Raw genomic sequence first — 25,273 nt, 5'->3', positions numbered from 1 at the left:
AGATTTTCTTTGAATAGTTATAATTTTTTTTTGATTATTTGTCTGTATTTTCCATAATGATAATTTCCTGGGGTGTCCAGTAATAGGTTCCATCCACAAGCGGATACTCTTTCGGCGCTTCTTTCCCTAAAGCGCATCCCGCCGCCAGTTCCAGTATTGCGCTGGCATAGAGCTCCTTGTTGGCCGAAACCGTCCCCAGCATTTTACCGCTCCTTACCGCTTCCAGTCCGGGCGTGGTTCCGTCAATTCCAATCACATTCACGCCGGTAACTTCCCCGCGTTCCAGCGCGTCAATGGCTCCCAAAGCCATATCGTCATTGTTGCTGACCACCAGCTCTATGGTGCCCGGATACTGCAAAAGCCACTGCTCCATCAATGCCGAGGCCTGGCTTCTCTCCCAGTTTGCAATGCCTCCGGTGATTTTCTCAATAGGCACTCCGCCGTCTTTCAGGCTCCGGATAGACCATTCCGTCCGAATCAACGAATCCTGATGGCTGCTCTCCCCTTCAAGAAGCACATAATTTACCACGCCATCGCCGTTTATATCCACTGACTCCGGCTCCTTTTGGTACATATCCACCACCATCTGTCCCTGCAAAATAGCCGTTTCTTTTGCATCCACCCCGATGTAGTAAAGTTGCTCCCACCGGTTCATGTCCTCCTCCACCGGCTGGCGGTTAAAAAAGACAACCGGTACTTTTGCTGCCATAGCCTTCTCAATCATTCCCGATGCCTCCATCCGGTCTACCGGATTGATACACAGTACATCACATCCCAGGGAAATAAACCGTTCCACCTGATTATTCTGTGTATTCTGACTTCCTTTGGCGTCCTGGATATCCAGCGTCACTTTAATACCGTTTTCTCTCTCGTATTCTTTTGCTTTTTCTTCAAGCTCGCTTCGGATATTATTGATAAAGGTATCGTCTCCACGGTACAAACTGATTCCAATACGAATGGATGTTTTCTGCTCGTCTTTCTGATTATGGCCGCACGATGTGAGCAGCATGCATACTGCCAGCAACAAAAAAAATATTCTTCTTCTCATCCTTACACCCCCTGCATACAACAGGCAAAGCCTATTGTCATGTATTGCAAGCTGTGCCTGCGGTACTGCGTAAATAGATTGTTTGAAGGTTTCCTTCCAACTTTTAAGCCTTCCTTATTCAATCGGGAATAGCATTTTTTCATATGTCTTCTTTCGCAGATCCTCCTTTTCTATATAATGATAGTCCATCCTAAGAGATACATCCCCCTCTAATCCTTCCAGTTCCCTCACTGCCATACAAACGCTATAATAGCCCATACTAAATTCATCCGTTGCGCAGGTTCCTGTGATGAATCCACGGTCCAGATAATTCAGAATTGGAATCGCATCGCCTCTCCCATAAAGTCCGCGCACTTCTTCCCAAAAAAGCGAATCCTCCGCCCCTATGGCTGCGGTCAGCGTGAGCAGTTCCGGGCTTTCCGTCAAAATGACAATCTGTCTTTCCCCCGAATCCATTACCCCTTTCAGGACTTCCTTTAAGTTCACATCTTCACTGCAATAAATTGTCTGATAGGCGCGCCCTCTTCCGCTTAGTTCTTTCGTAATTCCCTCTCGGAAATCCTTCTCCGCCATACTGTGCTTTTCCTGTTGTGATAAAATCACAACCGAGACCTCCTCCGGCGTCTGAGCCAGCATTTGCCGGGCAAGCTCTTGTCCCATCTTTTTATTATCTACCGTAATCGTTCCAATGATTTTTTCTTCTGCTAATTCAGAGCCTAGAAGCACCATAGGAATCGTGATTTGTTTTTGTGCCAGTGCATCAAAAAGTTTCTGTTCATCAACCGGCGCTACAATTACCGCATCGGTGCCGTCCTGCTGTTCGCGCATAATAAATTCCATCTGCTGATTTGGTTCTAATTTTCCATATAATGTGATAAAACGGACATCAGCGTTAAGCTCCACCGCCGCCTGGTCCATACCTTTTCGGAAATTACCGTAATTGTTATCGGTGGCGTCCTCGATAATCACCGCAATCTGATAAACTTCCTGCTCCGGTTCCCGTATGATCAAATCTGTTGAACACATCAGGAATAAAACCACTAAAAGCAGCATATAACAAAACAGCAGCAGCTTTCCCTTTTTTCCTATCATCCTTATACCCTCTGCATGACAATAGGCAAAGACTATTGTCATATATCGCAAGCTATGTTTGCGGTCCCGTACCAATCATTTCGGTATAGATTTCTGCCGGCAGGTGGATTCGGATAACCGTCCCTTCATCCGGCTCCGATTCTATAAAAAGTCCGTATGGTTTTCCGAAATATAACCCGATTCTTTCATTTACGTTTTTCACTCCAATACCGGAACCTTTTCCCGAACGCACCTTGGGGGTTTCGTTCAACAGACTCTCAGCCTGCTCCTTCGTCATTCCCAAACCATTATCGCTGATTTTAAACCACAGGCTGTCCTCCTGCCTGTATGCCTCCACGCGAATCTCCCCATCTCCGTCCATAAACTCCATGCCGTGATAAATGGCATTTTCCACCAAAGGCTGTAAAAGGAGCTTTAAGCATGCAAGCCCCATCACATCTTCCTTTGCCTCAATCACATAAGTAAATTTATTCTTAAACCGCATTTGTTGAATCATCAGGTAATTGCGTACATGTTCCAGTTCATCCCTGACCGGAATAATGCTTTTTCCCTTGCTGAGACTGATACGGAAAAAACGTGCAAGGGCCGTTACCACTTTCACGGCTTCCTGCTTCTGCTCATTCTCAATCATCCACACAATGATGTCCAGCGTGTTATACAAAAAGTGAGGGTTGATTTGTGACTGCAATGTGTCAAATTCACTTTTCCGTTTTGATTCATGCTCCGTTACAATATCCTGCATCAGGGTCTTGATTCTCTTTGCCATCTCTCCGATAGAACGCCCGAGATGTTGGATTTCATAAGAGCCGCCGGTATATACCTCCGTATCGAGTTCACCTGCTTCGATAGCGTTCACCGTCTTTTCCAATTCCTGGATTGGATCCGTAATGCGGGACGAAATGAATGCGTTAATCAAAATCAAAGCCAGCAAAAACGAAGCTACCACAAAGGCCACAAAAAGCCGCATCTTCAAATTACTTAAAGATAAGCCTTTCTCCGGCGTAACGCTCAACAATTTCCATCCTGTATAGCCCACAATTTTTACATTGACACTGCGCATTTCCCCTTCGTATTCTTCCTGATAGCTTCCGTCCCGGTATCCCGCGGCCGCCGCAATATTTTCCGCCATCCACCCTGTTTCAATCAACTGCATTTTCGGATGATAAATCAGCTCTCCGCCGCCGTTCACCATATACAGATAACCTTCATTGCCCAGCACGATATTTTCCAAAATCTGCTGCAGACTGCTATAGCGGATATCCATCAGCAGTATTCCCTGTTCCGTGGACGTGCCGTGGGTAATCTCCACCGCCCTTGTCAGCGTAATGACCCAGCGGTACTGGTTTTCATTGTTATCAAAAATATACTGTACGCGAGGCGTACTAAAATGCAGATTATCCGTCCTGGCCAGCGTGTTCTCAAACCATTCTTCCTTGGTTACATCCAGTCCTGTCTTTAAGCGTGCTGCCGGAACCGCTTCTAATAACTCCCCCTCTTTTGACAAAAGGGCAATATTGGCAATGCTGTCTTTGTTATTATCATAAAGCAGCGTAATGCGGCTGTTTATGGATTCCTCGGACAAATCGGCATTTTTTATGATACCGTAATACAGACTGTCGGAAAGCTTCATAATCGTGCGCAGATAAGAATCCACCGATTGGCTGACCTGCCCTAAGACCACCTGGCTCTCTTTCTGCATGGCCGCCACAAACTGGTGGGAGAGCTGTACATAAAGTGCAATTCCGCTCAAAAGCATTGCTACCAGTGCACTGACCGTAAAATAAATGAATATGGTATATCGGATGCTGATTTTTTTCCACTGGGTAGCCTTTCTCCCTTTCGCCATTCTTTACGTCCCCCTGTATTTGGTCGGTGACACCCCATACTGCTTTTTAAATACATAGCTGAAATAATTCTGCTCCTGATAACCCACTTTCTGGGCAATCATATATGTTTTATCATCGGTTTCATTCAAAAGCTCCACTGCCTTTTTCAGCCGCACCTCTGTAAGATAATTCACGTAGGTCTGTCCCGTTTCCTTCTTAAAAACAGTAGAAAAATAAGCGGGGCTCATATGAAGGTGCCGGCAGAGCATTTCCACGGACAGGTCAGGATTTGCGTAATTTTCCCTGATATATTCCTTTGCCTGTCTGATAACTTTTTTAGTCGTATTATCTCTCTCCCGGTTGAGCGCTTCATTCATCCTGTAAGCAATCGGTATAATTCTTTCCGCAAACTCCTCCCTGACATAAATTCTTTCCATCATGTCCGCATATTGATTCCCGGCGTCAAACATCTCGCTTATATTCAGGTCATACTGCTGCATCAGGCGAATCATACTGTTGACAATAGACAGCATATAGACCTGATATTGGCTGGCGTGCACTTTCGCATCCTCCATCCTTATTGCCAGATCCCGGATAACACGTTCAATCTGTTCCTTTGGCCCAAACTTAATCGCCGCAGTAAGCTCCGCCTCCCCTTTATCATCCAATTGTAGTTTCCCGCGGCTCACCGGTTCCATATCGTTAATATAAATCACTTTACCGCCCCCTACGATGGCCCGATAGCCCAAAGCGTCCACACAGGTTTGATAAGAACGCCCAATCTCCTGCAGTGTATCACAGCTTCTTCCTACGCCAATGGTTATCGGCACATCTAAAAGGCGCCTGCTTTCCTTACAGACATCGCTTAGAAGATTCATAAGCCCTGTCTGTGTATTGTCCTCGTCCACCGCTACAATGATCGTAATTCCATCCGCAGAATTAAAAGTCGCAAAACGGCAATAAGGCCTTAGATAATCCTCCACAAAATCCCGCACGGAGATAAGAATCAGTTCCCGATGCTCAGAAAGTACCTGATTCTCCATCCTTTCTGCCTGATCCACATGAATCATCGCAGTCAGCCACTTACGGGCGTCTAAAATATCTATTCCATATTCGCACAGTCTTGGCACGATGGTTTCCACATTTGCAGTCATCCGTACCAAATCGTTCAAAAACAGCTCACGCAAGATAGGCAGGCTGCTTAGATACCGCTCCTGCAATATATCAATATTCCGGCGCTGCTCAATCTCCTCATCCAGATTTTTTCTGATCCGGCTTAAAATGGCTGCCAGTTCTTCACCATTTACCGGCTTTAAAATATATTCGGCCGCATTCAGTTTAATTGCCCGCTGGGCATATTCAAAATCATCATATCCGGAAAAAATAAGTATTTTGATAGAAGGATATTTCCCACGTATCTTCTCTGTAAGCGTCAGTCCATCCATATAAGGCATGCGGATATCCGTCATAACCACATCCGGTTCTAACTGCTCTAGCTGTTCCAGCGCATCTTCGCCATTCTCGGCGTCCCCCACCAAAACAAAGCCAAGCTGTTCCCAGTCCATTTTGCGCATAATTGCTTTGCGGACCTCTTCTTCATCGTCCACCAGCATAATACGATATAACCCCATCAGAAACCCTTTCCTTTACCTTAACCTTTGCTATTACAATCCCGAATCGCCCGGATACTTTTTACGAATCTATGCACTGCTTTGCAGCTGCACACAACTAAAGCTTAACGGAGTGTGCCCATACTTCGGGCATAATAGTCCTCAAATTTAGGCGCAAACACAAATTTGTTGATTGAAAAATCTTTGATTTTTCAATCTATACTGTATCATGTAGGACAAACTTCTGCAAGGCCCTCCCATCCCCAAAAAGAAACCTTGACATTTCATCTTTCCATGCTATACTAAAAAACGCCGAGTGTTCGAGACCTTCCACTCGTTAAAAAAAACTAAAGGAGAATAAAATGAATATGCAAAAATCACTCAAACTATCGCTGCTTGTCCAGGCAGCCATGATTGCCGCGCTCTACGTGGTGCTCACCTACATTGCAAACGCAATGGGAATTGCCAGTCAGGTAATTCAAGTACGTTTCTCAGAGGCTCTCACAATTCTGCCTTATTTCACCCCGGCCGCAATACCAGGACTTTTTATCGGATGTCTGCTTGCCAATATCTTAACAGGCTGCGCAGTACCTGACATTGTCTTTGGCAGTCTTGCTACCCTCATCGGAGCAATTTTTACATACAAGCTTCGCAAAAATAAATGGCTTGCTCCGGTTCCCCCAATCCTTTCCAATGTTATTATCGTACCCTTCGTGCTTCTTTATGCTTATGGGGTAAAGCCTTTATGGTTTTCCTTTATCACGATTGCTGTTGGAGAAGTTATATCCTGTGGTGTGTTAGGTATGCTGCTTTTATTTACACTTAGCAAATATCGTAATACCTTATTCCCTGCGGAATTTTAGGCTTGGCGGATACACTTTTGTACATGCATTGCGCAGACTGTTCATCCACAGGCCACAACAAATGGAAAAATATTTTTACTATGCTTTAAGGAGCTGCCGCAAAATAGATTTGTACTCAATATATTGCCGTGACATCATATGAGTCACATATATATTGAGGAAACAGAATCATTTTCCGACAGCCCCTTTTATTAAGCAGCCAGCCCGCAGAGCGTGCCGGTCTTTGCCCTTTCTCCCTTCTCAAATGCGCCCTGCGATTGAATAGTATACAGGTATCGTCAGATAAATCATCCACCCTGGATGCCAGGCATAACAATATAGGCCCAAAAATAAATAAATCAGCGTTACCAATACCGGATAAGCAAAGTAATAGGCGCTCTTTCTCTTAATTGCCGTCAGCAGAGAATTCCAGATAGGAATCACCAGGAACAAAATCCAATTCACATACCATGCACCAAAAACCCATCCCGTTATGAAATAAGCTAATATAACAATCCAAAACATAGGAATGCGGTGGCAGATTTCATCCAATTTCGAGGGGTTTTCCTCATCTCTATCTTCTTCTATATAACTTTTCTGCGCCTCCTCAAATGAATTTTCTCCTTTGTCCTCCTGAATTGACAATTTTTCTTCCTCATCCTTTTGCCCCTCGTCAGATGGCTCTGTCCCGGCTATGGAAATTTCATCTTCTGTTTTAAGAAGCTCATCCAGGGAAACGCCATAAAGCCTGGACAGGAGAATGAGATTATCGGTATCAGGAGATGCCTCCGCCCGCTCCCACTTACTTACCGCCTGTCTGCTAATCCCCAGTTTCCCGGCTAAGGCCTCTTGAGAAAGGTTGTTGCTTTTTCGTAAATTTACAAGTCGGTTTGCAATTTCAATATTCATTTCATACCTCCTACATACCGCAAGCTTTGCTCACGGGAATCATGTCCTACATGTATTGCAGGCTATGTTTGCGATACCTTATGAATAGACCGTTTAGAAACTCGATATCGTGCACCTGCCTGATAGAAAGATTGTAATGAATCTCATTCTGCTTTTACCACCAACTTTAGTTTGAGTTGCCGCAACTATTGGTTGCAAACCTCCAAAATACGCCGTTTTTACTTTTCATTCCTGATATAGGTAATAAAACAATTGCCGTTTTGTTCAAACCATTCTCTGGAATCATTCATACCAACCTTATAAACTATCCCGTTTTCCAAATCTGTGCTCTGTGGATTCATAACAACCGTATTTTTTTCATTAAAGCCTACAAGAAGCACTGCCGATCCATCGTTTAACATAACAAGTACCGGTATATCCTGATTCACGTAGTAAAGCACGGCATCCAGAGAACAGCCCGTAAGATCCAGTACCTGCACCTCAGGCAGACTGTCTTTTAGGATATCAACCACCGTTTCCCCCTTCTTTAGCATGTACTCGGAATTTCGCACTACGCCCTCATATGCAAGCATGGTATCCAGACAAATTGCCAGAGAATCCTTATCCTCCGTTACAGTTTCTCCCTGAATTGCCATAATCTGATTCCGCAGCTCCCTGTTTCCCTTGGTCCACACATAGTAACCGCCCTCGTCAATCACCACTCCTGAAACAGCATCCGCGAAATTAACCGCACTTCCCTCATTGGTGCAAATGCCTTCCAGTCCGCTTTTTCCATACACATAATACCGGTCCTCCTGCTCGTCAAATGCAGGAAGGGTGATAGTTCTTTCACCCTCAAACAGCACTTCCCGGGGAGTAAGCTGTTTCATTGACACTTCATCTATGGTATTTTTAACCGCAATCTGTGTCAACTTCTCAAATCTTTCCGTAACTGCCATTTCAACGGAGTTTTTACTTTCCGCCTCCGTCTCCGCGTTCATGATCTGGTCGTCCTTAATCGCCACATAAGTGCCTTCCTCTGTCTTCTCAACCCGCGATAAGACAATCTGATTCCCCATAACTTCCCCGGCCGTAATATACACATTATCCTGCTGGTAGGACATTAACACCCCTTCTGTTTCATCCTCAATTCTCACACGGTACATGGGAAAAACCGTATTTCCGGCGGCATCCTTTACGATGTCCGTCTCTCTCGCAACACCGTAAATCAAATCCTCCCCCATGAATCCAATAGGCGCAATCACCTCTCCCTTTCCTGCTTCCATACTCTTTTGCTTTCCGGTGGTCAGGTTCATAAGCACCAGCTCTTTCCCGCCATAAGAGTCCCCTCCCTTCTGCCATACGGCCATCCTGTTGCTGTTGGAAACCTTATAGCTTCCTTCGGAGAGATTCTCCACCACTACCTCACAGGTCCGGCTCATAAGATTAATTCCATATATCCTGCTGCCCCACTTTAAATACAGCATATTGTTCCTGTTAATGTAGGAAAGCTGATCTATTTCTTCCATGAGCAGGGTCTGTGAATTTTCAAAGGGAATGTATACCAGCTCCTCCACTGTATTTACTGTGTTTTCATAGTAATAAACAGAGATCCCCACCTGCCCTTCATGTCGTCCTCTGCTCATATATCCATATACCAAAAATGTTACATTACCGCCCTCGTCCACATTTAAGATTTTAATTTTATGACCATTATAAAGGGTTCTCTCGTCCAGATTATCCTTGTTATAAAATCCGAACAGCAGCGCCATTTTATTGTCCACAATATTATAACTGAAAAGACGGTTTCCTGTTACAAAAGCAAAAATATTTCCCCCATCACTTTCCTTAAGAGGTACCTCTCCGCTGGTAATACCCAGCATAATTTTGTTATTCGCATACACATCCTCCGTAGCGTCAAACATCTGATCCATGGTCCTCTCAAAATCCAGCAGATACATTCGATCGGTTGTATAGCGGACTCTGTAAAATTCCTTAATCCTGTAATATTTCTTATTGTCCCCATCTGTGTTAGGCGCGCTGAAAGCTTCCTCTACCTGTTCTATCGCTTCCAAGGCTTCCTCGTTCTGAACGGATGCGCTTATATCGCTCTCTCCGGAAGATGACGTTTCCGGAATGGACACATAATATTCCATTAAAAAGCTGCCGGTGGCGGGCCCTAACTCCTTAATCGTGATTTCTGACCGGCTTTCCTTTTTTACTTCAAGATCTCCCCATGTCACCTGCTTGAAACTGCTGTGAATTGTAACTCTTCCGTAAGTAGTATTATCTCCCTCCGCATTGGATTCCAAATATTTCGTTAATTCCTTGGCATCTTCTTTATTAAAAGTCCTTCTGGAAAAGTCTGCTATATATTCCAACTTTTCATCTACATGATATTCCTCTGTGTTCACGACTCTTGTGTAATACCGAACCACTTTTCGGTCATCTAAAGTGAGCAGAATAACCAGCATATACTCTTGGTTACTTTCAATTAAGTCCTTCAGCCCAAAGGATACCGAAATCTCCTCATTTTTCTCCTGTTTAATGTCCCCAATCTCCGTGTTTTCAATCAGACGGCTGCCATCCAGGCTTCTGACCTCAAACCCAATCCCCTCTATGGTTCTTCCATAGGGATTAATGTGCATCTCAACCTTTCTTCCGGTTTCCAGAGGCGTGATGCTCTCCCGCATCTGGCTTACCTCCATCACATCCGCATAGCCGTGCAGTTCATTGATATGAAACCCTTCATACGTAAGGGAAATGACCGGATAGGTAGCTTTTCCCATCTCAATTGTCATGTCTGTGTTCCCTTTATTCATAATGCTGCTGACAACAAACAAGGTGACAATAAACACAATGCAAACTATAACGCTTTTCATAATTGCTTTTTTCATAATTATCCTCCTGCATATCGCATTACCACCTATTTCACCATCAATTTCTGCAAAGTGGTTTCTATATGAAGTTCTCTCGTCATATCCTCCACCTTCGTATTCTTTTTCATATTCTCCCCTTCTCCCTGGCGTTTTACGGCTCTTATCAATATATTCTTAGGCGTATGCTCCATATCAATAAATTCCAATACCTGGGTATCATACCCTGCTTCCTCCAACAGATTTGCCCGAATCCCATCTGTGAGAAGGGCCGCTATTCTTTCCTTTAAAATCCCATATCTTAAAACCGGCTTAAGCACCGCGCTTTCAATCTGCTTATTCACCTCATGTTGACAGCAGGGCACGGTAAAAATCACCCTTGCCTGCCAGTCTACCGCCTTTTTAATTGCATAATCCGTGGCCGTATCGCAGGCATGAAGTGTAACTACCATATCCACTTGTTCTACTCCTTCAAAGGTGCTGATATCTCCCTGATAAAAATGCAAATTCTCATATCCATATTTTATTGCCAACTCACCACATCTTTTCATCACATCCGCTTTTAAATCCAACCCCGTTATATATACATCAAGTCCTTTTAGCTCATGCAAATAATAATAAAGTGCAAAAGTCAAATAAGACTTTCCACACCCAAAATCAATAATGTACACCCTCTCTTTTTCTAAAAATGCAGGTACAATATCCTCCACAAATTCCAGATAACGGTTAATCTGCCTGTACTTATCATATTTAGCATGTACAATCCGCCCTTCTTTGGTCTGAATACCCAAATCCACCAAAAAAGGAACTGCCTTTCCTTCTTCTAAAATATATTTTTTAGCCCGGTTATGAGACATGTCCGGGCGCTGCAGCAATCCCTCCTGGCTGTTACCTTTTCGCTTTACCATCATTCTTCCTTTTTTACTCACCAATACATGCAGTTTGCCGTCCATACTTTCTGCTTCTAATTGCTTAAAGTCTGATGTCATATAAGAAATTATTTTTAAAATTAATTCATCCTTCTTATGATTTTCATGAAAAACCTGTGTTCCCTTTGAAATCGTTTCCTGGAAACATAAAGCGCCCTTTACCATAACCGGGCGTATTTTTATTTTAAAAGCCCCCTCTTTTTTCCTGGGATTGCTGATAATTATCTGATACAGCCTGTCCGATAAAAACACGGACAGTTGTTCTCTTAATTCTTCCACGTTACTTCTCCCTTACATAAATATAGCCATAACTTAGCGTCATGACTATATTTTACTTATTTAACTGCAAAACCACAACCGGAAATTTATTAGAACTTAAGAATTCCCCGCCTCGTGTTGTGTCTTCTTTTATAGATTTCATAGCACAGTAATATTTGAACCAAATCCCCCAGCCACTGCCATTTTTCAGCAGGAAACTTCTGATCGGGATTTTCTTTTTCTTCTTCTCTTTTAATTCGGTCTGCTATATCTTTGGACAGCTTATATACCTGCCACTTATCCGGATATTCATCATAAATCATGCTGCCCTCATAATCCAATTTGTCCAAAATACTGCTTATGGTTTTTTGATACCGCCTAGCCTCCGATGGATACATCTGCTGTAAATATTCCAAATCTCTGATAATGGAATCTTCTTCCTCATAATAAACGGGCAGCGGATATGTCATATAGAAGGGCAAAATTTTGCGTTCATACATATGAATAGCTTCCTTAACTTCTTTATGACTATCATATGCGTCTTTAGGATTTCATGTGCAAAAAAGGGGCAGTACGCTTCCTCTCCTGCCCCTTATGGCTGCTCCTTCAAAGCCACCAATTTTTCTTTTGCATTTTAACTCGCAAGCCCGATTGCCATCCGATTGCATCGGATCCTTGCTTTGCATCGGCGCTTGTGCCCATTTACCCTATAACATGAATACGCGCCAGCGCCCTTTGCAGCGCTGTTTCGGCACGCAGTATGTCTGTTTCGGGAGTCTTGCTGCGAATCCTTTCCTCAGCACGGCTCTTTGCCGCCTGGGCACGTTCCACATCAATTTCTTCCGGCCACTCGATAATCTCTGCCAGAATCACCACTTTATCCTGCAGAATTTCCGCAAAGCCGGCATGAAGGGCAGCTATTTTCGTCCCTTCCGCCTCTGTGATCGTCACGATACCGGGATTTACAATAACTGTCATGGGAACATGTTTTTTATAAATACCAATTTCACCTTCGGTGGTGTTAAACTCCACCATAGAAACCTCTCCCTCATAAAATACCCGTTCGGGAGTGATGATTCTTAAGGTAAATAAATTATTGTCTGCCATCTGTTTCCTCCCCGTAATTATTTCATGCGGGCAAGTACGTCATCAATACCTCCGGCATTTAAGAAATAGCTTTCTGGTACATCGTCATGCTTACCTTCCAGAATTTCCTTGAAGCCGCGAACAGTCTCATTAATCGGCACATACTTCCCGGGAAGTCCGGTAAACTGCCCTGCCACGAAGAAAGGCTGTGATAAGAATCTTTGTACCTTTCTTGCACGGGAAACCACCAGTTTATCGCTCTCTGACAACTCATCCATACCAAGGATCGCGATGATATCCTGCAGTTCCTTGTACTTCTGAAGAATTTCCTGTACGCCTCTGGCAACCTGATAATGCTCCTCGCCAAGGATTCTGGGATCCAAAATTCTGGACGTAGATTCAAGCGGATCTACCGCAGGATAAATACCAAGCTCCACAATTGCTCTGGACAAAACGGTGGTTGCATCCAGATGGGCGAATGTAGTCGCAGGCGCAGGGTCGGTCAAGTCGTCCGCAGGCACATATACGGCCTGTACGGAAGTGATGGAACCATTTCTTGTGGAAGTGATTCTCTCCTGAAGGGCACCCATTTCCGTCTGCAAAGTAGGCTGATATCCAACCGCAGAAGGCATACGTCCAAGCAAAGCTGAAACCTCCGAACCAGCCTGTGTAAAACGGAAAATATTATCAATGAAAAGAAGCACATCCTTACCGCCCTTGTCACGGAAATACTCCGCCATAGTCAATCCTGAAAGTCCAACCCTCATTCTGGCTCCGGGGGGCTCGTTCATCTGGCCAAACACCATGGTGGTCTTATCAATAACCCCTGATTCCATCATTTCATGGTAAAGGTCATTTCCTTCCCTAGTACGCTCTCCAACACCGGTAAATACGGAATATCCGCCGTGCTCCGTAGCAATGTTACGAATCAGCTCCTGGATTAAGACGGTCTTACCAACACCGGCGCCTCCAAACAAGCCAATCTTACCACCCTTCTGATAAGGGCAGAGCAAATCTACTACCTTAATACCTGTCTCCAAAAGCTCCTGCTGTGTGGACTGCTCCACAAATTCAGGTGCAGGTCTGTGAATCGGTTCAAAAGTCACCCCATCGGGTGCAGGCTTATTGTCAATGGGCTTGCCAAGAACGTTAAAGATACGTCCAAGGGTATTTTCCCCAACCGGTACGCTGATAGGCGCGCCTGTTGCAATTGCATCCATTCCCCTTACCAGACCGTCCGTAGAGCCCATGGCAATACATCTGACCGTATCATCACCCAGATGCTGCGCCACTTCCACAATAAGCTCCTCATTATTTTCCAGAGGAATCTTAATCGCTTCGTTGATTTCCGGCAGTCTGCCATCTGTAAATTTGATATCCAGAACGGCACTGATAATCTGTGTAATTTTTCCCGAGCAGCTATTCTTGCCCGTATTTATATCTGCCATTTCTCCTCCATTCCTGTCCGGCCAAACTTAAGCCGGTCCAATTTTATTCCTGATTTTCGCAGCACTTCCAGCCATCTGAACGGCTGCTATTTTCTCACTGCTCTCATGCCGCCTTTAAGAAATTGCATTCGCTCCTGCAATAATCTCCGTCAGCTCCTGTGTGATGGAGCCCTGACGCGCTCTGTTGTACAGCAGTGTCAAATTTTCTATCATTTCTTCCGCGTTGCTGGTAGCGGAATCCATAGCCTGCATTCTGGCGCCGTTTTCGCTGGCTACCGCCTCGATCATACCGCCATAAATCAGACTGGTTATATATTTGGGTATGAGCAGATTTAAAGCCTCCTCATCCTCCGGCTCAAAGTTCATAGGCGCTCTGTCGTCACCTACGGCTGTTTCCTCCCCCATTTTCTCCGATTCTTCACTGATTGCCACAGGAAGAAGCTTTAAGAGAGTCGGGACATGGACAACCGTATTTTTAAACGCCGTATAAGCAAGATAAATCTCGCTGATCTCACCCTTGGAAAAGGCTTCAAGCACATCCTTGCTGATTACCATGGCATCTACATAAGCAGGCTCCTCAATCACGTCCGAATAATCGGCCTTGATTTCATACTGCCTTTGCAGCGCCTCCCGGCCTTTTTTACCCACTGCATAAATGGCCAAATCCTCACCGGCCAGCTCTCCTCTTGTAATCAGCTTGATTACGTTAGAGTTGTAGCCTCCTGCCAATCCTCTGTTGGATGTGATTACAATCACAGCTTTCTTGCCCGACTGGCCGGATTTCAAATACTTATGATCCAGACTGCCGGTCTTTTTCAGGATAGAATTTACCGTATCAAACATGCAATGGAAATAGTTCCCTGATTTCTCTGCATTTTGTTTCGCTCTCTGCAGCTTAACAGTGGAAACAAGCTTCATGGCTTTGGTAATCTGCTGGGTACTTTGAATACTGCCCTTACGCCTTTTTATGTCACGCATTGAAGCCATTTACTAAATCCTCCATGCTGTCTAACGCCCTCAAATTTGGGCGTCAGCACAAATTTGTCAATTGAAAAATCCCCGATTTTTCAATTTATCCTCCATGCTTACCAACGCCCTCAAATTTGGGCGCCAGCACAAATTTGTTCATTGAAAAATCTCTGATTTTTCAATTTATTTTAAAAACGCTGCTTTGAACTCTTCAATTGCTTTCTTCAATGTTTCTTCCATTGTCTCGGAAATCACCTTTTCTTCCGCAATCGCACTAGGTACCTGGGGGTATTTGGTATTGATAAATTCAAAGAATTCTTCTTCAAACCTTGTAATATCACCGGTAGGCACATCCAAAAGGTATTTGTTGGTTGCCGCATAGATGATGATAACCTGATACTGTACCGGCATGGGCTTATACTGAGGCTGCTTTAAGATTTCCTTGATTCTCTCGCCCTGTGCCAGTTTTTCCTTCGTATCCGCATCTAATTCCGATCCGAACTGTGCAAAAGCCGCTAATTCCCTGTACTGAGCTAACTCTACACGGATAGGAGCCGCAATTTTCTTCATAGCCTTGATCTGCGCTGCACCACCTACACGGGATACAGACAAACCGGCGTTAACCGCAGGACGGAAACCGGAGTTAAACATTTCTGTTTCCAGATAAATCTGGCCGTCTGTAATGGAAATAACATTGGTAGGAATATAGGCAGATACATCCCCTGCCTGGGTTTCGATAATCGGAAGCGCAGTAAGGGAACCGCCGCCGTATTCTTCACTCATCCTTGCCGCACGCTCAAGAAGCCTTGAATGCAGATAAAATACATCGCCAGGGTATGCCTCACGTCCGGGGGGACGTTTCAGAAGCAGGGAAAGGGTACGGTATGCAGCCGCATGCTTACTAAGGTCGTCATAAACAACCAATACGTCTCCGCCCTGTTCCATCCATTCCTCGCCAATTGCACAGCCTGCATAAGGCGCTATATACTGCAGGGGCGCTAATTCGCTGGCTGTTGCCGCTACTACCGTAGTATAAGCCATAGCGCCGGATTCTTCTAATGTCTTAACAATAGAAGCCACCGTAGAAGCCTTCTGGCCAATGGCAACATAAATACAATTTACGCCCTGTCCTTTTTGATTAATGATGGTGTCAATGGCAATCGCAGTCTTACCTGTCTGTCTGTCTCCAATGATCAGCTCACGCTGTCCCCTTCCAATGGGCACCATGGAGTCAATTGCCTTAATACCTGTCTGCAGCGGTGTATCAACGGATTTTCTGGTGATAACGCCGGATGCAACTCTTTCTATTTTACGATACTTATCTGTCTGTATGGGACCCTTGCCATCAATGGGCTGGCCAAGGGCATTTACTACACGTCCCAACATGGCATCGCCTACAGGAACCTCAACAACGCGGCTGGTAGTTTTTACCGTGTCGCCCTCGTTGATATTTTTCTGACTTCCAAGAAGTACGGCGCCTACATTATCCTCTTCCAGGTTCAGCACCATTCCATATACTTCTCCAGGGAATTCCAGAAGCTCACCCTGCATTGCGTTTTCCAGACCATGTACACGGGCAATACCATCGGCAACCTGAATAACGGTACCGACATCTGAAACTTCAAGCTCTGAAGCATATCTTTTAATCTGCTCTTTGATAACAGAACTGATTTCTTCCGGTCTTAAATTCATGGTTCTTACGCACCTTTCTTTTCTGGTTACTATTAAAGCTGTACCTTAAGCAGCTCACGCTGTAAGCCTGACAGCTTATTTTTTACGCTGCTGTCCACTACCCTGTCCCCAATACGGATCACCATGCCGCCAATCAGGTCTTCCTCCACCTGATAATGCATTTCCATCTCCTTAAAGGACGTGGTTGAGAGCAGCTTTGCCTCTATTTCATTCTTTTTTGCTTCGTTTAAATCAAAGGCCGTGGTTATGTATGCAACCCCTACTCCCTTAAGCTGTTTCACCGCATCTATAAAGTAATCCAGTATGGCATAAATCTCGCCATATCTGTCTTTACTGACTACTAAATGCAGAAATCCCAACAGTTCTTTTGAAATACGGCCGCCAAAAACCTCCCCAAGAACTTTAAGTTTTTCTTCTTTTAAAATCTTAGGGTGGTTCATAAGTTTACCGAAATCAGGATTTTCAAGGAGCATTTTTTTCAGCTGAACAATCTCCTCAAAAAGCTCCGCTTCCTTTCCTTCCTCCACTGCCAGTTCAAACAAAGCTTCTCCATATGTTGTACCAACTAGCTTTGCCATGTGCTCTCACCTATTTCCTTCAATGTCTCATTTATCAGGCTTTCCTGTATGGTCGTATCAATAGATGCCTTTACCACCTTACCGGCCATCATGGATGCAAGCACTACCATCTCGCGTTTTACATCATCCGCTGCCTTTTGCTTTTCAAGATCAGCTTCCACTTTGGCCCTTTCAATAATTCTTGCAGCTTCGTCTTTTGCCGCAGCTACAATTTTGTTCTCATTCTCCAAAGCGCGTTTTCTGGCATCGCCTAAAATTTCTTCCGCTTCCCTGTCGATGTTCTTAAGCTTTTCTTCATACTGCTTTTTAAGCATAGCCGCATCTTCCTTATCCTTAGCCGCGCTGTCCAGCTCACCCTTTATTTTGGCCTGTCTTTTTGCCAGCATTTCTCTTACGGGATTGAACAGGAAATAAGACGCCACTCCAAAGAGCACCATAACTGCAATGATCATAAGCGCCGAATCAGCCAAAAGCTGCAGGTCAAGGTCAAACAATCTGGGTTCCATCCGTAAACCTCCTTTCCACAATTTGTACTGTCAGTACCGCCCTCCTAAAGGGTCTCCCTATCGGTTCCCCATAAAGGTTCTCTCCGGAAAATCTTCCTAAGCGGCGGCTTGCCACAGCCAAAAGAATCCTTCTCCTTATTGTGCTGCGCCCATCAGAGGTCTTACGAATAACAGAAGAATTGCCACAAGCAGACCATACAAACCAGTTGTCTCTGCAACTGCCTGCCCAAGTAACATTGTGGAAGTGACATCTGATTTTGCACCGGGATTTCTTCCCACTGCTGCTGCTGCATGACCTGCCGCAATACCCTGACCTACACCAGGTCCGATACCGGCGATAACTGCCAAACCTGCGCCAATTGCTGAGCAACCTAAGATAAAGTTTGAATTGAAATCCATTTTTGTTTCCTCCTTAAAATACTTATCATTTAATATTAATATATTTTAGACTTTCTAAATCTACCGTCAAGCGGCATAAACAAATTTATGACCTGTTTTTACTCTACTTTTTGGTTCTGCTTCAGGAAACACCTGCGCTGCCACATCAGGATACAATTTAAAAAATACATTCAGGCCTTAATCGCCTGTATTACATGCATCTGTAATATACGTCATTGTCAGCATACAGAATACATATGTCTGGATTGCACCTGAGAACAGGTCAAAATATACGTGAAGCGCTGCCGGCCATATAATCGCCACTTTACTAAGCAGTGCATATATGAGCGCCATAATCGCTGTTCCCGATAAAATATTGGCGAACAGACGAAGTGACAGTGACACAGGTACCGCCAAATCACTTATGATGTTAATCGGCGCCCAGATCGGCCACGGTTCACACAGCCCCTTCAGCACGCCGGATACCTTCTGGTACTTAAACTTGTTAAAATGGATCAATGTAAATGTGATAATTCCCAACGCAAAAGTCACACCATAATCCGCTGTAGGCGGGCGCAATCCTAAAAGCCCGGAAATATTACTGATTAGGATAAAAATAAAAATCGTCCCAATGTAATTCCGGAATCTGACCGCCTGCTTGCCCATTACGCCGGTGATCATCCCATCTAGCATCTCTACGATAAGTTCCACCACATTCTGAAATGCCCCCGGCACCTCCGTGGCATGTTTGACCGCCCGATTTGCCGCTATGCAAAAGCCTATGATAATCAGCATAACGATCAGCACGCATATGTGCGTTGTGGTTATCCATACAGTCTGGCCAAACAGTTCATAGGAGAAGACCCCATGAATCATAAAATCCACTTCCGTGCTGCCGGACAACAAAATTCCCTGCCCCATATCCTCACCTCCTTACATTTTCTGTCCTTCGACAGATTCTTCTGCCGGCATCGGAATACTTTCCTCGCCGTAAATCTTTCCGCTTACCCTTCGGGTAAGAAAATGCATATACGCTGACGCTTTCAGCCCCATAATCCCCAAAAACGCAGACAGGGGATTCGCTCGCCCGCTTATGGCAATCAACGTAAATACAGCTACGATGAAGCCGTATCTGAGTATATTATGGGTACTTAAGGACTTAACTGCTTCTTTTTCGGGAAATTCAAGGGCCCGGTCCAAGGACCACCACATATGAAATGCGCTTACGGCCGCCGTCAATATCCCCAGCCAAAGCCCCAGGCTGTATCCCGCTTTATCCTTCGTCAGAAATGCAAAAAGCTGGCATACCACTCCAAAAATCAGAATGCCTACCTCAAGTTCAAACAGAGTCCTGTTTATCCTGATGATTTTTTCTTTCATCCACATTCCCCCTGCCCGTATTTTTTCTGCTCCCGTGAAGGTAAGCCGACTGCTCACTGTCACTTGCAAAAATTCCTCTGGCGAAACGATAAACGTTATAGCCTCCCGCAACCGCACCTACGAAAAAAAATACGATCACGAAAAAGTTTGTTCCTAATTTTCCATCCAGAAATATCCCCAAAAAGGAACAAAGAAAAACAGGGACCAGCATGTTGATTCCGAATTGTCCTATCATTGTCAATGCCTGATATACTTTTCGATTAAATTTCACATATCTCTCCCTTTCCATGTGCCTATTCCCATTTACACTCACCCTTAATTATAACTATTTTTCTCTCTCCTGTCTAGAAAATAATTAGGGAAATTTTCAGCTGCCGTAACAGATGAATCGTTACAAGCTATCACAGTTTAAATTCGTTGACTTTCCCCCTGACTAAGAGTAAAATTTTCAGTAAAACCGTTGAATTCATTCCCGCAAAGGAGGTTCTATGACCACTCCCACTTTATACCGCAGACGCATTATCCCCGAAGAATGCATTCCCCTTAAGGACGACATCATCCTTTCCTGCGATGAGGCACATATTATCACCTCTTGGCACGCCCTTCGCCCCAAAAAAGACCTTCATCACGGCAGTTCCTGCTATTTTTTAAAGGAAGGGTTTAAGGTCAGCAAATTTTGTAATGCAGATGATAAACTTCTTTATTGGTATTGTGATATTGTAGATTTTGATTACCATTTTTCCGATAATTGTTTGATGGTAACCGATCTTTTGGCGGATGTAATCATTTATCCCGATGGATTTGTTAAAGTGGTGGATTTAGACGAGCTTGTCACAGCATTAGAATCCCGTTCCATCAGCCTGGACACATTAAAGTCCAGCCTTAACCGCCTGGACAAACTGTTAAGAATTATTTATTCCGGCAATTTTGATACGCTGAAAAAATACATAGAAAATACATAAAACAGCGTAAAGCGGAATGATGTGAAAAGTACTTCTAAAGCGCATGCCAGAAGGCAGTTCGCTAAGAAGTACTAAGTCTCACTTTCAGAAGAATGCCTTAAGAAACAGGTGTTCTTCGTCCGGATTTAGGCTGCCCCTATGGGGCAGCATGAAGGTCAATGCCCCTCTGTCTACTGTAAGCTGGCTAACTGAATTAATAAAAAATATGTCCCCCGATTCTGGTTCCCGTAAGGCCCTCAATAGGCGTTCTGAAGAACAGACAATTTCCCACCGTGGTGGCTCCTGTCATAGCGGCGTCCGCTGCTCTGTAGCAGGCATCCGTGGCACGGTTTTCCGCAAGGGCTAAAGCCAAACGTCCGCTGGCAACGGGTGAAAACTGCTTGTTCTGATAAATCACGCCCACCACCGTATCCGGGAATACGGAACTCATAACACGGTTCATAACCACTGCGCCCACGGCAACCTGTCCTTCATAGGGCTGATTCCCTGCTTCGCAGTAAATCAAATTGGCCAGCAGATACCTGTCTCCACCGGCAAAAGAAATCTCTGATATATCCCTCCATGCCGACTGTGCCGCCAGCTGGGAAAGCCTTCTCTCCTCGGCTAACTCCTCTTGCAGTCTGGCTATATCGCTTTTTTGTTCCTCCAGCTCCTTCTCATACCGCAGCATCTCCGCTTCTGCCTCGGACATTTCCTGCTGGGTACTATTTATTTCCCCGGAAACTTGGCCCACCAGACCCTCGAAACGGCTCTGCTCTGCTTCCACAGAAACTTTCAGTTCATCCAGTTCCTCTTTTTCCTGCATAAGCTGCGCTTCTTTTGTCTGAATTTCCTCCCGTATGGCAATAAACGCATCAAGCTGTTTCCTGTCATATTCCGAGAGCTTTTCTATATAATCCTGGCGATTTAAAAGCTCTGCAAAGCTGGCTGAACCAAAAAGCATTTCCATCATAATGTAATCTCTTTTTTCATACATAAACTGGATTCGCTTTTTCATGGCTTCGTATTGAACGCCTTCTTTTTCCCAGGCTTCCTCCAATTCCTTTTCAGTGGTTTCTATCTCCGCATTCTTACTGGCTATCTTTTCCTCTAGCTCAGCTAAATTATTGCTGACAGCGGTGAGCTCTGAATTTAAATTGTTGAGCTGGCCTTTGAGCCTGTCTGCAGCCTCATTTAAATCCTCCAGCTCGTTCTTTTTTGATTTGATTTCACTTTCTGTTTGCTCTTTTTCCTCTTTCCGTTCGTTGATTTCCTTTTCCAAATCCGATATCTTGTCAGCATACACCGTCAAAGGAAAAGCGCATACCAAAAATACTGCCGCCATAATTGCCGCAATTCTTTTCTTTCCCGTTTTTCTTACTTTTGTTTTCTCCATATGTCGCAAACCTGCCTGCAATATCGTATCAATAAATGATTGGAAAGCCCCTTTCAAACTTACACCTCATTTTCTATCGTTAACGACATGAAAAATTTCACTTTCGGTCTTGCAAAGGCTTTCGTATATGGCTTTGGCAAGAACCGAAAGCAGAAATTTGTTATGTCGTTAATTATATTTTATTTATTCTCCGTATATGATTTTCTCCCTGTGAAAATTCCGTATCCAAAAAGGTATCTACTATTTCAAGTGCCAGATTTTTCCCGGTAATTGCACCGCCAAGCGCAAGCATGTTGGCATTATTGTGCAGCCTTGTCATCTTTGCCAGATAAGGATCCGTACAGAACGCGCAGCGTATTCCCGGCACCTTATTTGCCGCAATCGATATTCCGATTCCTGTGGTGCATACCACAATCCCTCTGTCACATTCTCCCTCAGCAACCGCCTTTGCAGCTGCCTTTCCAAAATCAGGATAATCACAGGACTGCTTATCATAGCATCCAAAATCCTTATACGCAATTCCTCTCTCCTTCAAATGCTCCATAACCTGACATTTTAAATCATATCCTCCATGATCACTACCTAATGCCAACATTTCTTTCTCCTCCTCTTACCTTAAACTTTATTTTTATCCTGATCCAAAGAAACGATCCGGTGGCCTGCTGCCTTTAGGAGCCTGTTCATAATTGCTGCTCCCACACCTTGCTTTTCAAAGCTTTCCGCATAAATAACCTGCACGTCTTCATCGTCAAATTCTCTCAGGATGCGGAATAAGTGTTTGGCAATTTGCTCCTTTTCATTCCGTCCTCCTGCGCTTTTTACGCTATCCGCCTGATAGTGCATGGCCGTTTCATCCGTGGCAATCACACCTGTCTTTTTCCCCTCAGTTTTACATTCCTTAAGCTGTTCATTGATATACGCTTCCACCTGCTGTGCTTGTCCTTCCACAATCGTCAGGTCTCCCTTAGGTGCATAATGCCTGTATTTCATGCCGGGCGCCTTAGGCGCTTTATAACAAGCCTCATCTATAATCGCCCTGTCTACCTCCACATTCTTTATCACACTTTCAAGCATTTCCTCTGTCACATATCCAGGTCTTAATATCACAGGTTTTTCTTCTGTCAAATCAATAATGGTGGATTCCAGCCCAATCACCGCTTCTCCTCCATCAAGAATCATTTCTACCCTTCCATCTAAATCCTCAATTACATATTTCGCCACCGTAGGGCTTGGCCGCCCTGAACGATTAGCGCTGGGCGCTGCTACATAGCCTCCTGCCGCTTCAATAAAAGCTTTCGCCACCTTATTAGATGGCATCCGCACCGCTACTGTTTCAAGCCCACCTGTTGTCTTGGCCGGAACCTCCTTTGACTTGTGAAAAATCATCGTAAGCGGCCCCGGCCAAAACTTCTCTGCCAGCTTATAGGCCACTTCGGGAACCTCCCTTACCAAAAAAGAAAGTTCTTCCAGCTTTGCAATATGCACGATTAAAGGATTGTCAGAGGGTCTTCCCTTGGCTACATATATTTTCTCCGAGGAAGCTGCATTTAACGCATCCCCTCCGAGCCCATATACCGTTTCCGTAGGAAATGCAACCAGTCCGCCTGTCTTAATAATCTCACCGGCCCTGCCGATTGCCTGCATATCCATATTTTCTTCATCTATTTTAATAATCTCTGTATTCATCACGTAAGCTTCCGGACAGTTCTGTGTTGTCCCACACCTTCATTTTATGACAGTTTCATCGGACAAACCATCATTTCATCATTACTTTATCACATTTTCCTCAATTTGGCTACTTATTAATCAGTTCTCCATGTCATGATAAATATGCTCCCGCAGCCAGTTTTTATTTTTCTCAAAATCAATTTCTAATACTGCCATTCCCCGAATCTCTGCCGGCGTGTAGGTTCCCTCCAGCGGAATACTTCCCTGGTTATTGTCATACAGCAAAAACTTCCCCGCCTGAAGGCTCAGCCGAAAGCATTCCTCCTTCGTCAGGTTTGTGGTCAAATTGGGTAAAATACCATTCACTATTTTTTCCGGCCCGGACAAAACTGCCGTTGGTAATTTCTCAATTACCGCTCCTAAAACCTTCCTCTGTCTTTCCGTTCTCCCGAAATCCGTTCCCATATACCGATTCCTGCTATAAGCAAGTGCCTGAGGACCGTTCAAATGCACCATACCGCTTGCACCGGTATCCATATAATCTGTTCCCTCCGCCCGGTTTGTAAGCATATTGTATTCAACCAGATAAGCATTGACGTATTCAATTTCCTGCCCGGATAATTCCAGCTCCACACCGTTTACCGCATCTACCAAGGCGGCAAACGCCTCAAAATTCACAAGCACATATCGGTTTACATCTATACCAAAATTCTGCTGAATGGTTTCCATAAGCAGCTCAGGCCCTCCAAATGCGTAGGCCGCATTCAGCCGGTTGCCATCGTGTCCTGGAATGTCCACATAGATATCCCGCAAAATAGAGGTCATATAAATGCTTTTTGTTTTATCGCTGAGAGAAAGTAAAATCATGGCATCCGATCTGCCATCCTCCCCATTTTCCCGCGAGTCATTTCCAATCAGCAGTATATTGACAACTCCATCCTTTTTCCATGGCTGGGTCCTATAGTCCTCCGCTTCCAGATAGTTCATCTTCTCATAGAGTCTGCCCACGATGTAATACCAGCCGCCCAATAGCACAAGCAGAAATACAAGCAAAAAAATAATAACCTTTTTAAAGCCGGATTTCCGGCGTCTTTTTTCATATCTTTTCATTCCGGTCCTCATACTGCCCCTTTTATGGCAGTCCATATCTTAGTAAAAGATTCCCGCTTTTAACGTTCTTCTTCTCTCCACTATATGATTTATCATTTAAGGACCGGACTGTCAATACTTATTCCCAGATTCGCCCAAACCATATATTCGGCGCCATCCAAAGGGCAATGGCTCAAATGTCTTATGCCTCGGCTTTCACTCCGTTTAAATATTTTACAATTCCCATGTAAATATTCCACGCCAGTTTTTCCTGGTATAGATCTGTGGCCAGCTGTTCAGCTTCCTCCCTGTTAGACAGAAATCCGCACTCTACAATCACAATCGGCTTGGTTGTTTTTTTTAAAAGGAAATAACTGTCATTTCCTTTTGCCACCCTTTTATTTTCAGGGGAAAGGCTGCGAAGCTGTTCCTGCAAAAGCTCTGCAAGCTGCTTACTTTTATCGCTGGTTTCATAATAAAAAACCTGAGCCCCTTTTACATATTCCTCATGATAACTGTTCTGGTGAATGCTTACTACCAGTACCGGGTCGGCTGTTTCAATTATTTCCAGCCTCTTTTTCATATCCTGTACTTTTTTATTGGAAGCGCCTTCGTCATATAAACCTCCATCCCCTTCTCTGGTCATCACCACTTCAATTCCCTCTGCCTGCAAAAACATCTTTAATTTGTGTGCAATTTTTAAATTAATGTCTTTTTCTAACTGCTCATTCACTCCTACCTTGCCAGGATCAACGCCCCCATGTGGGAGTAGT

At 44.4% G+C, this 25,273-nt stretch carries 24 protein-coding genes and 1 pseudogene; 2 read left to right on the top strand and 23 right to left on the bottom strand.

Annotation, left to right across the window (positions count from 1 at the left end; all coding sequences use genetic code 11):
- Positions 1-34: 34 nt before the first annotated feature.
- From D5281_RS14170 to D5281_RS14155, 4 genes are all read right to left on the bottom strand, one after another.
- Positions 35-1,048 (bottom strand): galactose ABC transporter substrate-binding protein, encoded by a 1,014-nt coding sequence (locus tag D5281_RS14170; RefSeq protein ID WP_160560789.1) that lies wholly within the window; start codon positions 1,046-1,048, stop codon positions 35-37.
- A gap of 114 nt (positions 1,049-1,162) precedes the next feature.
- Positions 1,163-2,140: a substrate-binding domain-containing protein gene (locus tag D5281_RS14165; protein WP_160560788.1), complete on the bottom strand. Its 978-nt coding sequence runs from the start codon at positions 2,138-2,140 to the stop codon at positions 1,163-1,165.
- A 52-nt stretch (positions 2,141-2,192) separates the two neighbouring features.
- Positions 2,193-3,986 carry a sensor histidine kinase gene (locus D5281_RS14160; protein ID WP_160560787.1) on the bottom strand — a complete coding sequence of 598 codons (1,794 nt, stop codon included), beginning with the start codon at positions 3,984-3,986 and terminating at the stop codon, positions 2,193-2,195.
- A gap of 3 nt (positions 3,987-3,989) precedes the next feature.
- Positions 3,990-5,597: a response regulator gene (locus D5281_RS14155; protein ID WP_160560786.1), complete on the bottom strand. Its 1,608-nt coding sequence runs from the start codon at positions 5,595-5,597 to the stop codon at positions 3,990-3,992.
- A gap of 341 nt (positions 5,598-5,938) precedes the next feature.
- Between D5281_RS14155 and D5281_RS14150 the strand changes: the two genes are divergently transcribed.
- Positions 5,939-6,439: a QueT transporter family protein gene (locus D5281_RS14150; RefSeq protein ID WP_160560785.1), complete on the top strand. Its 501-nt coding sequence runs from the start codon at positions 5,939-5,941 to the stop codon at positions 6,437-6,439.
- Positions 6,440-6,679: 240 nt separating this feature from the next.
- Here the strand turns inward: D5281_RS14150 and D5281_RS14145 are convergent, their stop codons facing one another.
- From D5281_RS14145 to D5281_RS14080, 14 genes are all read right to left on the bottom strand, one after another.
- Positions 6,680-7,327 carry a helix-turn-helix domain-containing protein gene (locus tag D5281_RS14145; RefSeq protein WP_160560784.1) on the bottom strand — a complete coding sequence of 216 codons (648 nt, stop codon included), beginning with the start codon at positions 7,325-7,327 and terminating at the stop codon, positions 6,680-6,682.
- 218 nt (positions 7,328-7,545) lie between these two features.
- Complete coding sequence (locus tag D5281_RS14140) at positions 7,546-10,203, bottom strand: hypothetical protein (RefSeq protein WP_160560783.1); 2,658 nt, start codon at positions 10,201-10,203, stop codon at positions 7,546-7,548.
- Positions 10,204-10,232: 29 nt separating this feature from the next.
- Entirely contained in the window at positions 10,233-11,390 is a 1,158-nt protein-coding gene (locus D5281_RS14135) for a class I SAM-dependent methyltransferase (RefSeq protein WP_330585035.1), read from the bottom strand.
- Positions 11,391-11,479: 89 nt separating this feature from the next.
- On the bottom strand, positions 11,480-11,869 hold the full coding sequence (locus D5281_RS14130) for a hypothetical protein (RefSeq protein ID WP_160560782.1): 390 nt from the start codon (positions 11,867-11,869) through the stop codon (positions 11,480-11,482).
- 202 nt (positions 11,870-12,071) lie between these two features.
- The gene (gene atpC / locus D5281_RS14125; protein WP_160560781.1) at positions 12,072-12,476 is read right to left on the bottom strand and encodes an ATP synthase F1 subunit epsilon; all 405 of its coding nucleotides are present in this window, start codon (positions 12,474-12,476) and stop codon (positions 12,072-12,074) included.
- A gap of 17 nt (positions 12,477-12,493) precedes the next feature.
- Positions 12,494-13,903, bottom strand: a complete 1,410-nt coding sequence (gene atpD / locus D5281_RS14120) for a F0F1 ATP synthase subunit beta (protein WP_160560780.1) — start codon at positions 13,901-13,903, stop codon at positions 12,494-12,496.
- 114 nt (positions 13,904-14,017) lie between these two features.
- The gene (atpG, locus tag D5281_RS14115) at positions 14,018-14,890 is read right to left on the bottom strand and encodes an ATP synthase F1 subunit gamma (RefSeq protein WP_160560779.1); all 873 of its coding nucleotides are present in this window, start codon (positions 14,888-14,890) and stop codon (positions 14,018-14,020) included.
- A gap of 165 nt (positions 14,891-15,055) precedes the next feature.
- Positions 15,056-16,564, bottom strand: coding sequence for a F0F1 ATP synthase subunit alpha (gene atpA, locus D5281_RS14110; RefSeq protein ID WP_160560778.1), 1,509 nt, complete (start codon positions 16,562-16,564; stop codon positions 15,056-15,058).
- 32 nt (positions 16,565-16,596) lie between these two features.
- A complete protein-coding gene (atpH, locus tag D5281_RS14105; protein WP_160560777.1) occupies positions 16,597-17,142 on the bottom strand; it encodes an ATP synthase F1 subunit delta in 546 nt (181 codons plus the stop codon).
- Positions 17,130-17,648 carry a F0F1 ATP synthase subunit B gene (gene atpF, locus D5281_RS14100; RefSeq protein ID WP_160560776.1) on the bottom strand — a complete coding sequence of 173 codons (519 nt, stop codon included), beginning with the start codon at positions 17,646-17,648 and terminating at the stop codon, positions 17,130-17,132. The genes atpH and atpF overlap by 13 nt, the downstream gene beginning before the upstream one ends.
- Before the next feature lie 135 nt (positions 17,649-17,783).
- Positions 17,784-18,047 (bottom strand): ATP synthase F0 subunit C, encoded by a 264-nt coding sequence (gene atpE / locus D5281_RS14095; protein WP_160560775.1) that lies wholly within the window; start codon positions 18,045-18,047, stop codon positions 17,784-17,786.
- 177 nt (positions 18,048-18,224) lie between these two features.
- Entirely contained in the window at positions 18,225-18,947 is a 723-nt protein-coding gene (gene atpB, locus D5281_RS14090; protein WP_160560774.1) for a F0F1 ATP synthase subunit A, read from the bottom strand.
- A 12-nt stretch (positions 18,948-18,959) separates the two neighbouring features.
- Positions 18,960-19,406, bottom strand: a complete 447-nt coding sequence (locus D5281_RS14085; protein WP_277935369.1) for an ATP synthase subunit I — start codon at positions 19,404-19,406, stop codon at positions 18,960-18,962.
- Entirely contained in the window at positions 19,366-19,677 is a 312-nt protein-coding gene (locus D5281_RS14080) for an AtpZ/AtpI family protein (RefSeq protein ID WP_330585034.1), read from the bottom strand. The genes D5281_RS14085 and D5281_RS14080 overlap by 41 nt, the downstream gene beginning before the upstream one ends.
- A gap of 217 nt (positions 19,678-19,894) precedes the next feature.
- Between D5281_RS14080 and D5281_RS14075 the strand changes: the two genes are divergently transcribed.
- Positions 19,895-20,368, top strand: coding sequence for a DUF402 domain-containing protein (locus D5281_RS14075; protein ID WP_160560771.1), 474 nt, complete (start codon positions 19,895-19,897; stop codon positions 20,366-20,368).
- Between the two features lie 193 nt (positions 20,369-20,561).
- Here the strand turns inward: D5281_RS14075 and D5281_RS14070 are convergent, their stop codons facing one another.
- From D5281_RS14070 to D5281_RS14050, 5 genes and pseudogenes are all read right to left on the bottom strand, one after another.
- Entirely contained in the window at positions 20,562-21,743 is a 1,182-nt protein-coding gene (locus D5281_RS14070) for a cell wall hydrolase (RefSeq protein WP_160560770.1), read from the bottom strand.
- A gap of 172 nt (positions 21,744-21,915) precedes the next feature.
- On the bottom strand, positions 21,916-22,338 hold the full coding sequence (gene rpiB, locus D5281_RS14065) for a ribose 5-phosphate isomerase B (RefSeq protein WP_160560769.1): 423 nt from the start codon (positions 22,336-22,338) through the stop codon (positions 21,916-21,918).
- Between the two features lie 20 nt (positions 22,339-22,358).
- Positions 22,359-23,429, bottom strand: a complete 1,071-nt coding sequence (locus D5281_RS14060) for an L-threonylcarbamoyladenylate synthase (RefSeq protein WP_160560768.1) — start codon at positions 23,427-23,429, stop codon at positions 22,359-22,361.
- A 120-nt stretch (positions 23,430-23,549) separates the two neighbouring features.
- A complete protein-coding gene (locus D5281_RS14055; protein ID WP_160560767.1) occupies positions 23,550-24,521 on the bottom strand; it encodes an LCP family protein in 972 nt (323 codons plus the stop codon).
- 181 nt (positions 24,522-24,702) lie between these two features.
- Positions 24,703-25,263, bottom strand: a pseudogene (locus D5281_RS14050) (N-acetylmuramoyl-L-alanine amidase); the annotation flags it as partial.
- Between the last annotated feature and the right edge of the window lie 10 nt (positions 25,264-25,273).

The organism is Parablautia muri (genome assembly GCF_009917485.1).
GTDB classification, from domain to species: Bacteria; Bacillota; Clostridia; order Lachnospirales; family Lachnospiraceae; genus Suilimivivens; species Suilimivivens muri.
The sequence above is the reverse complement of the archived record's forward strand: the minus strand, read 5'-3'. Positions and strand labels throughout refer to the sequence as shown.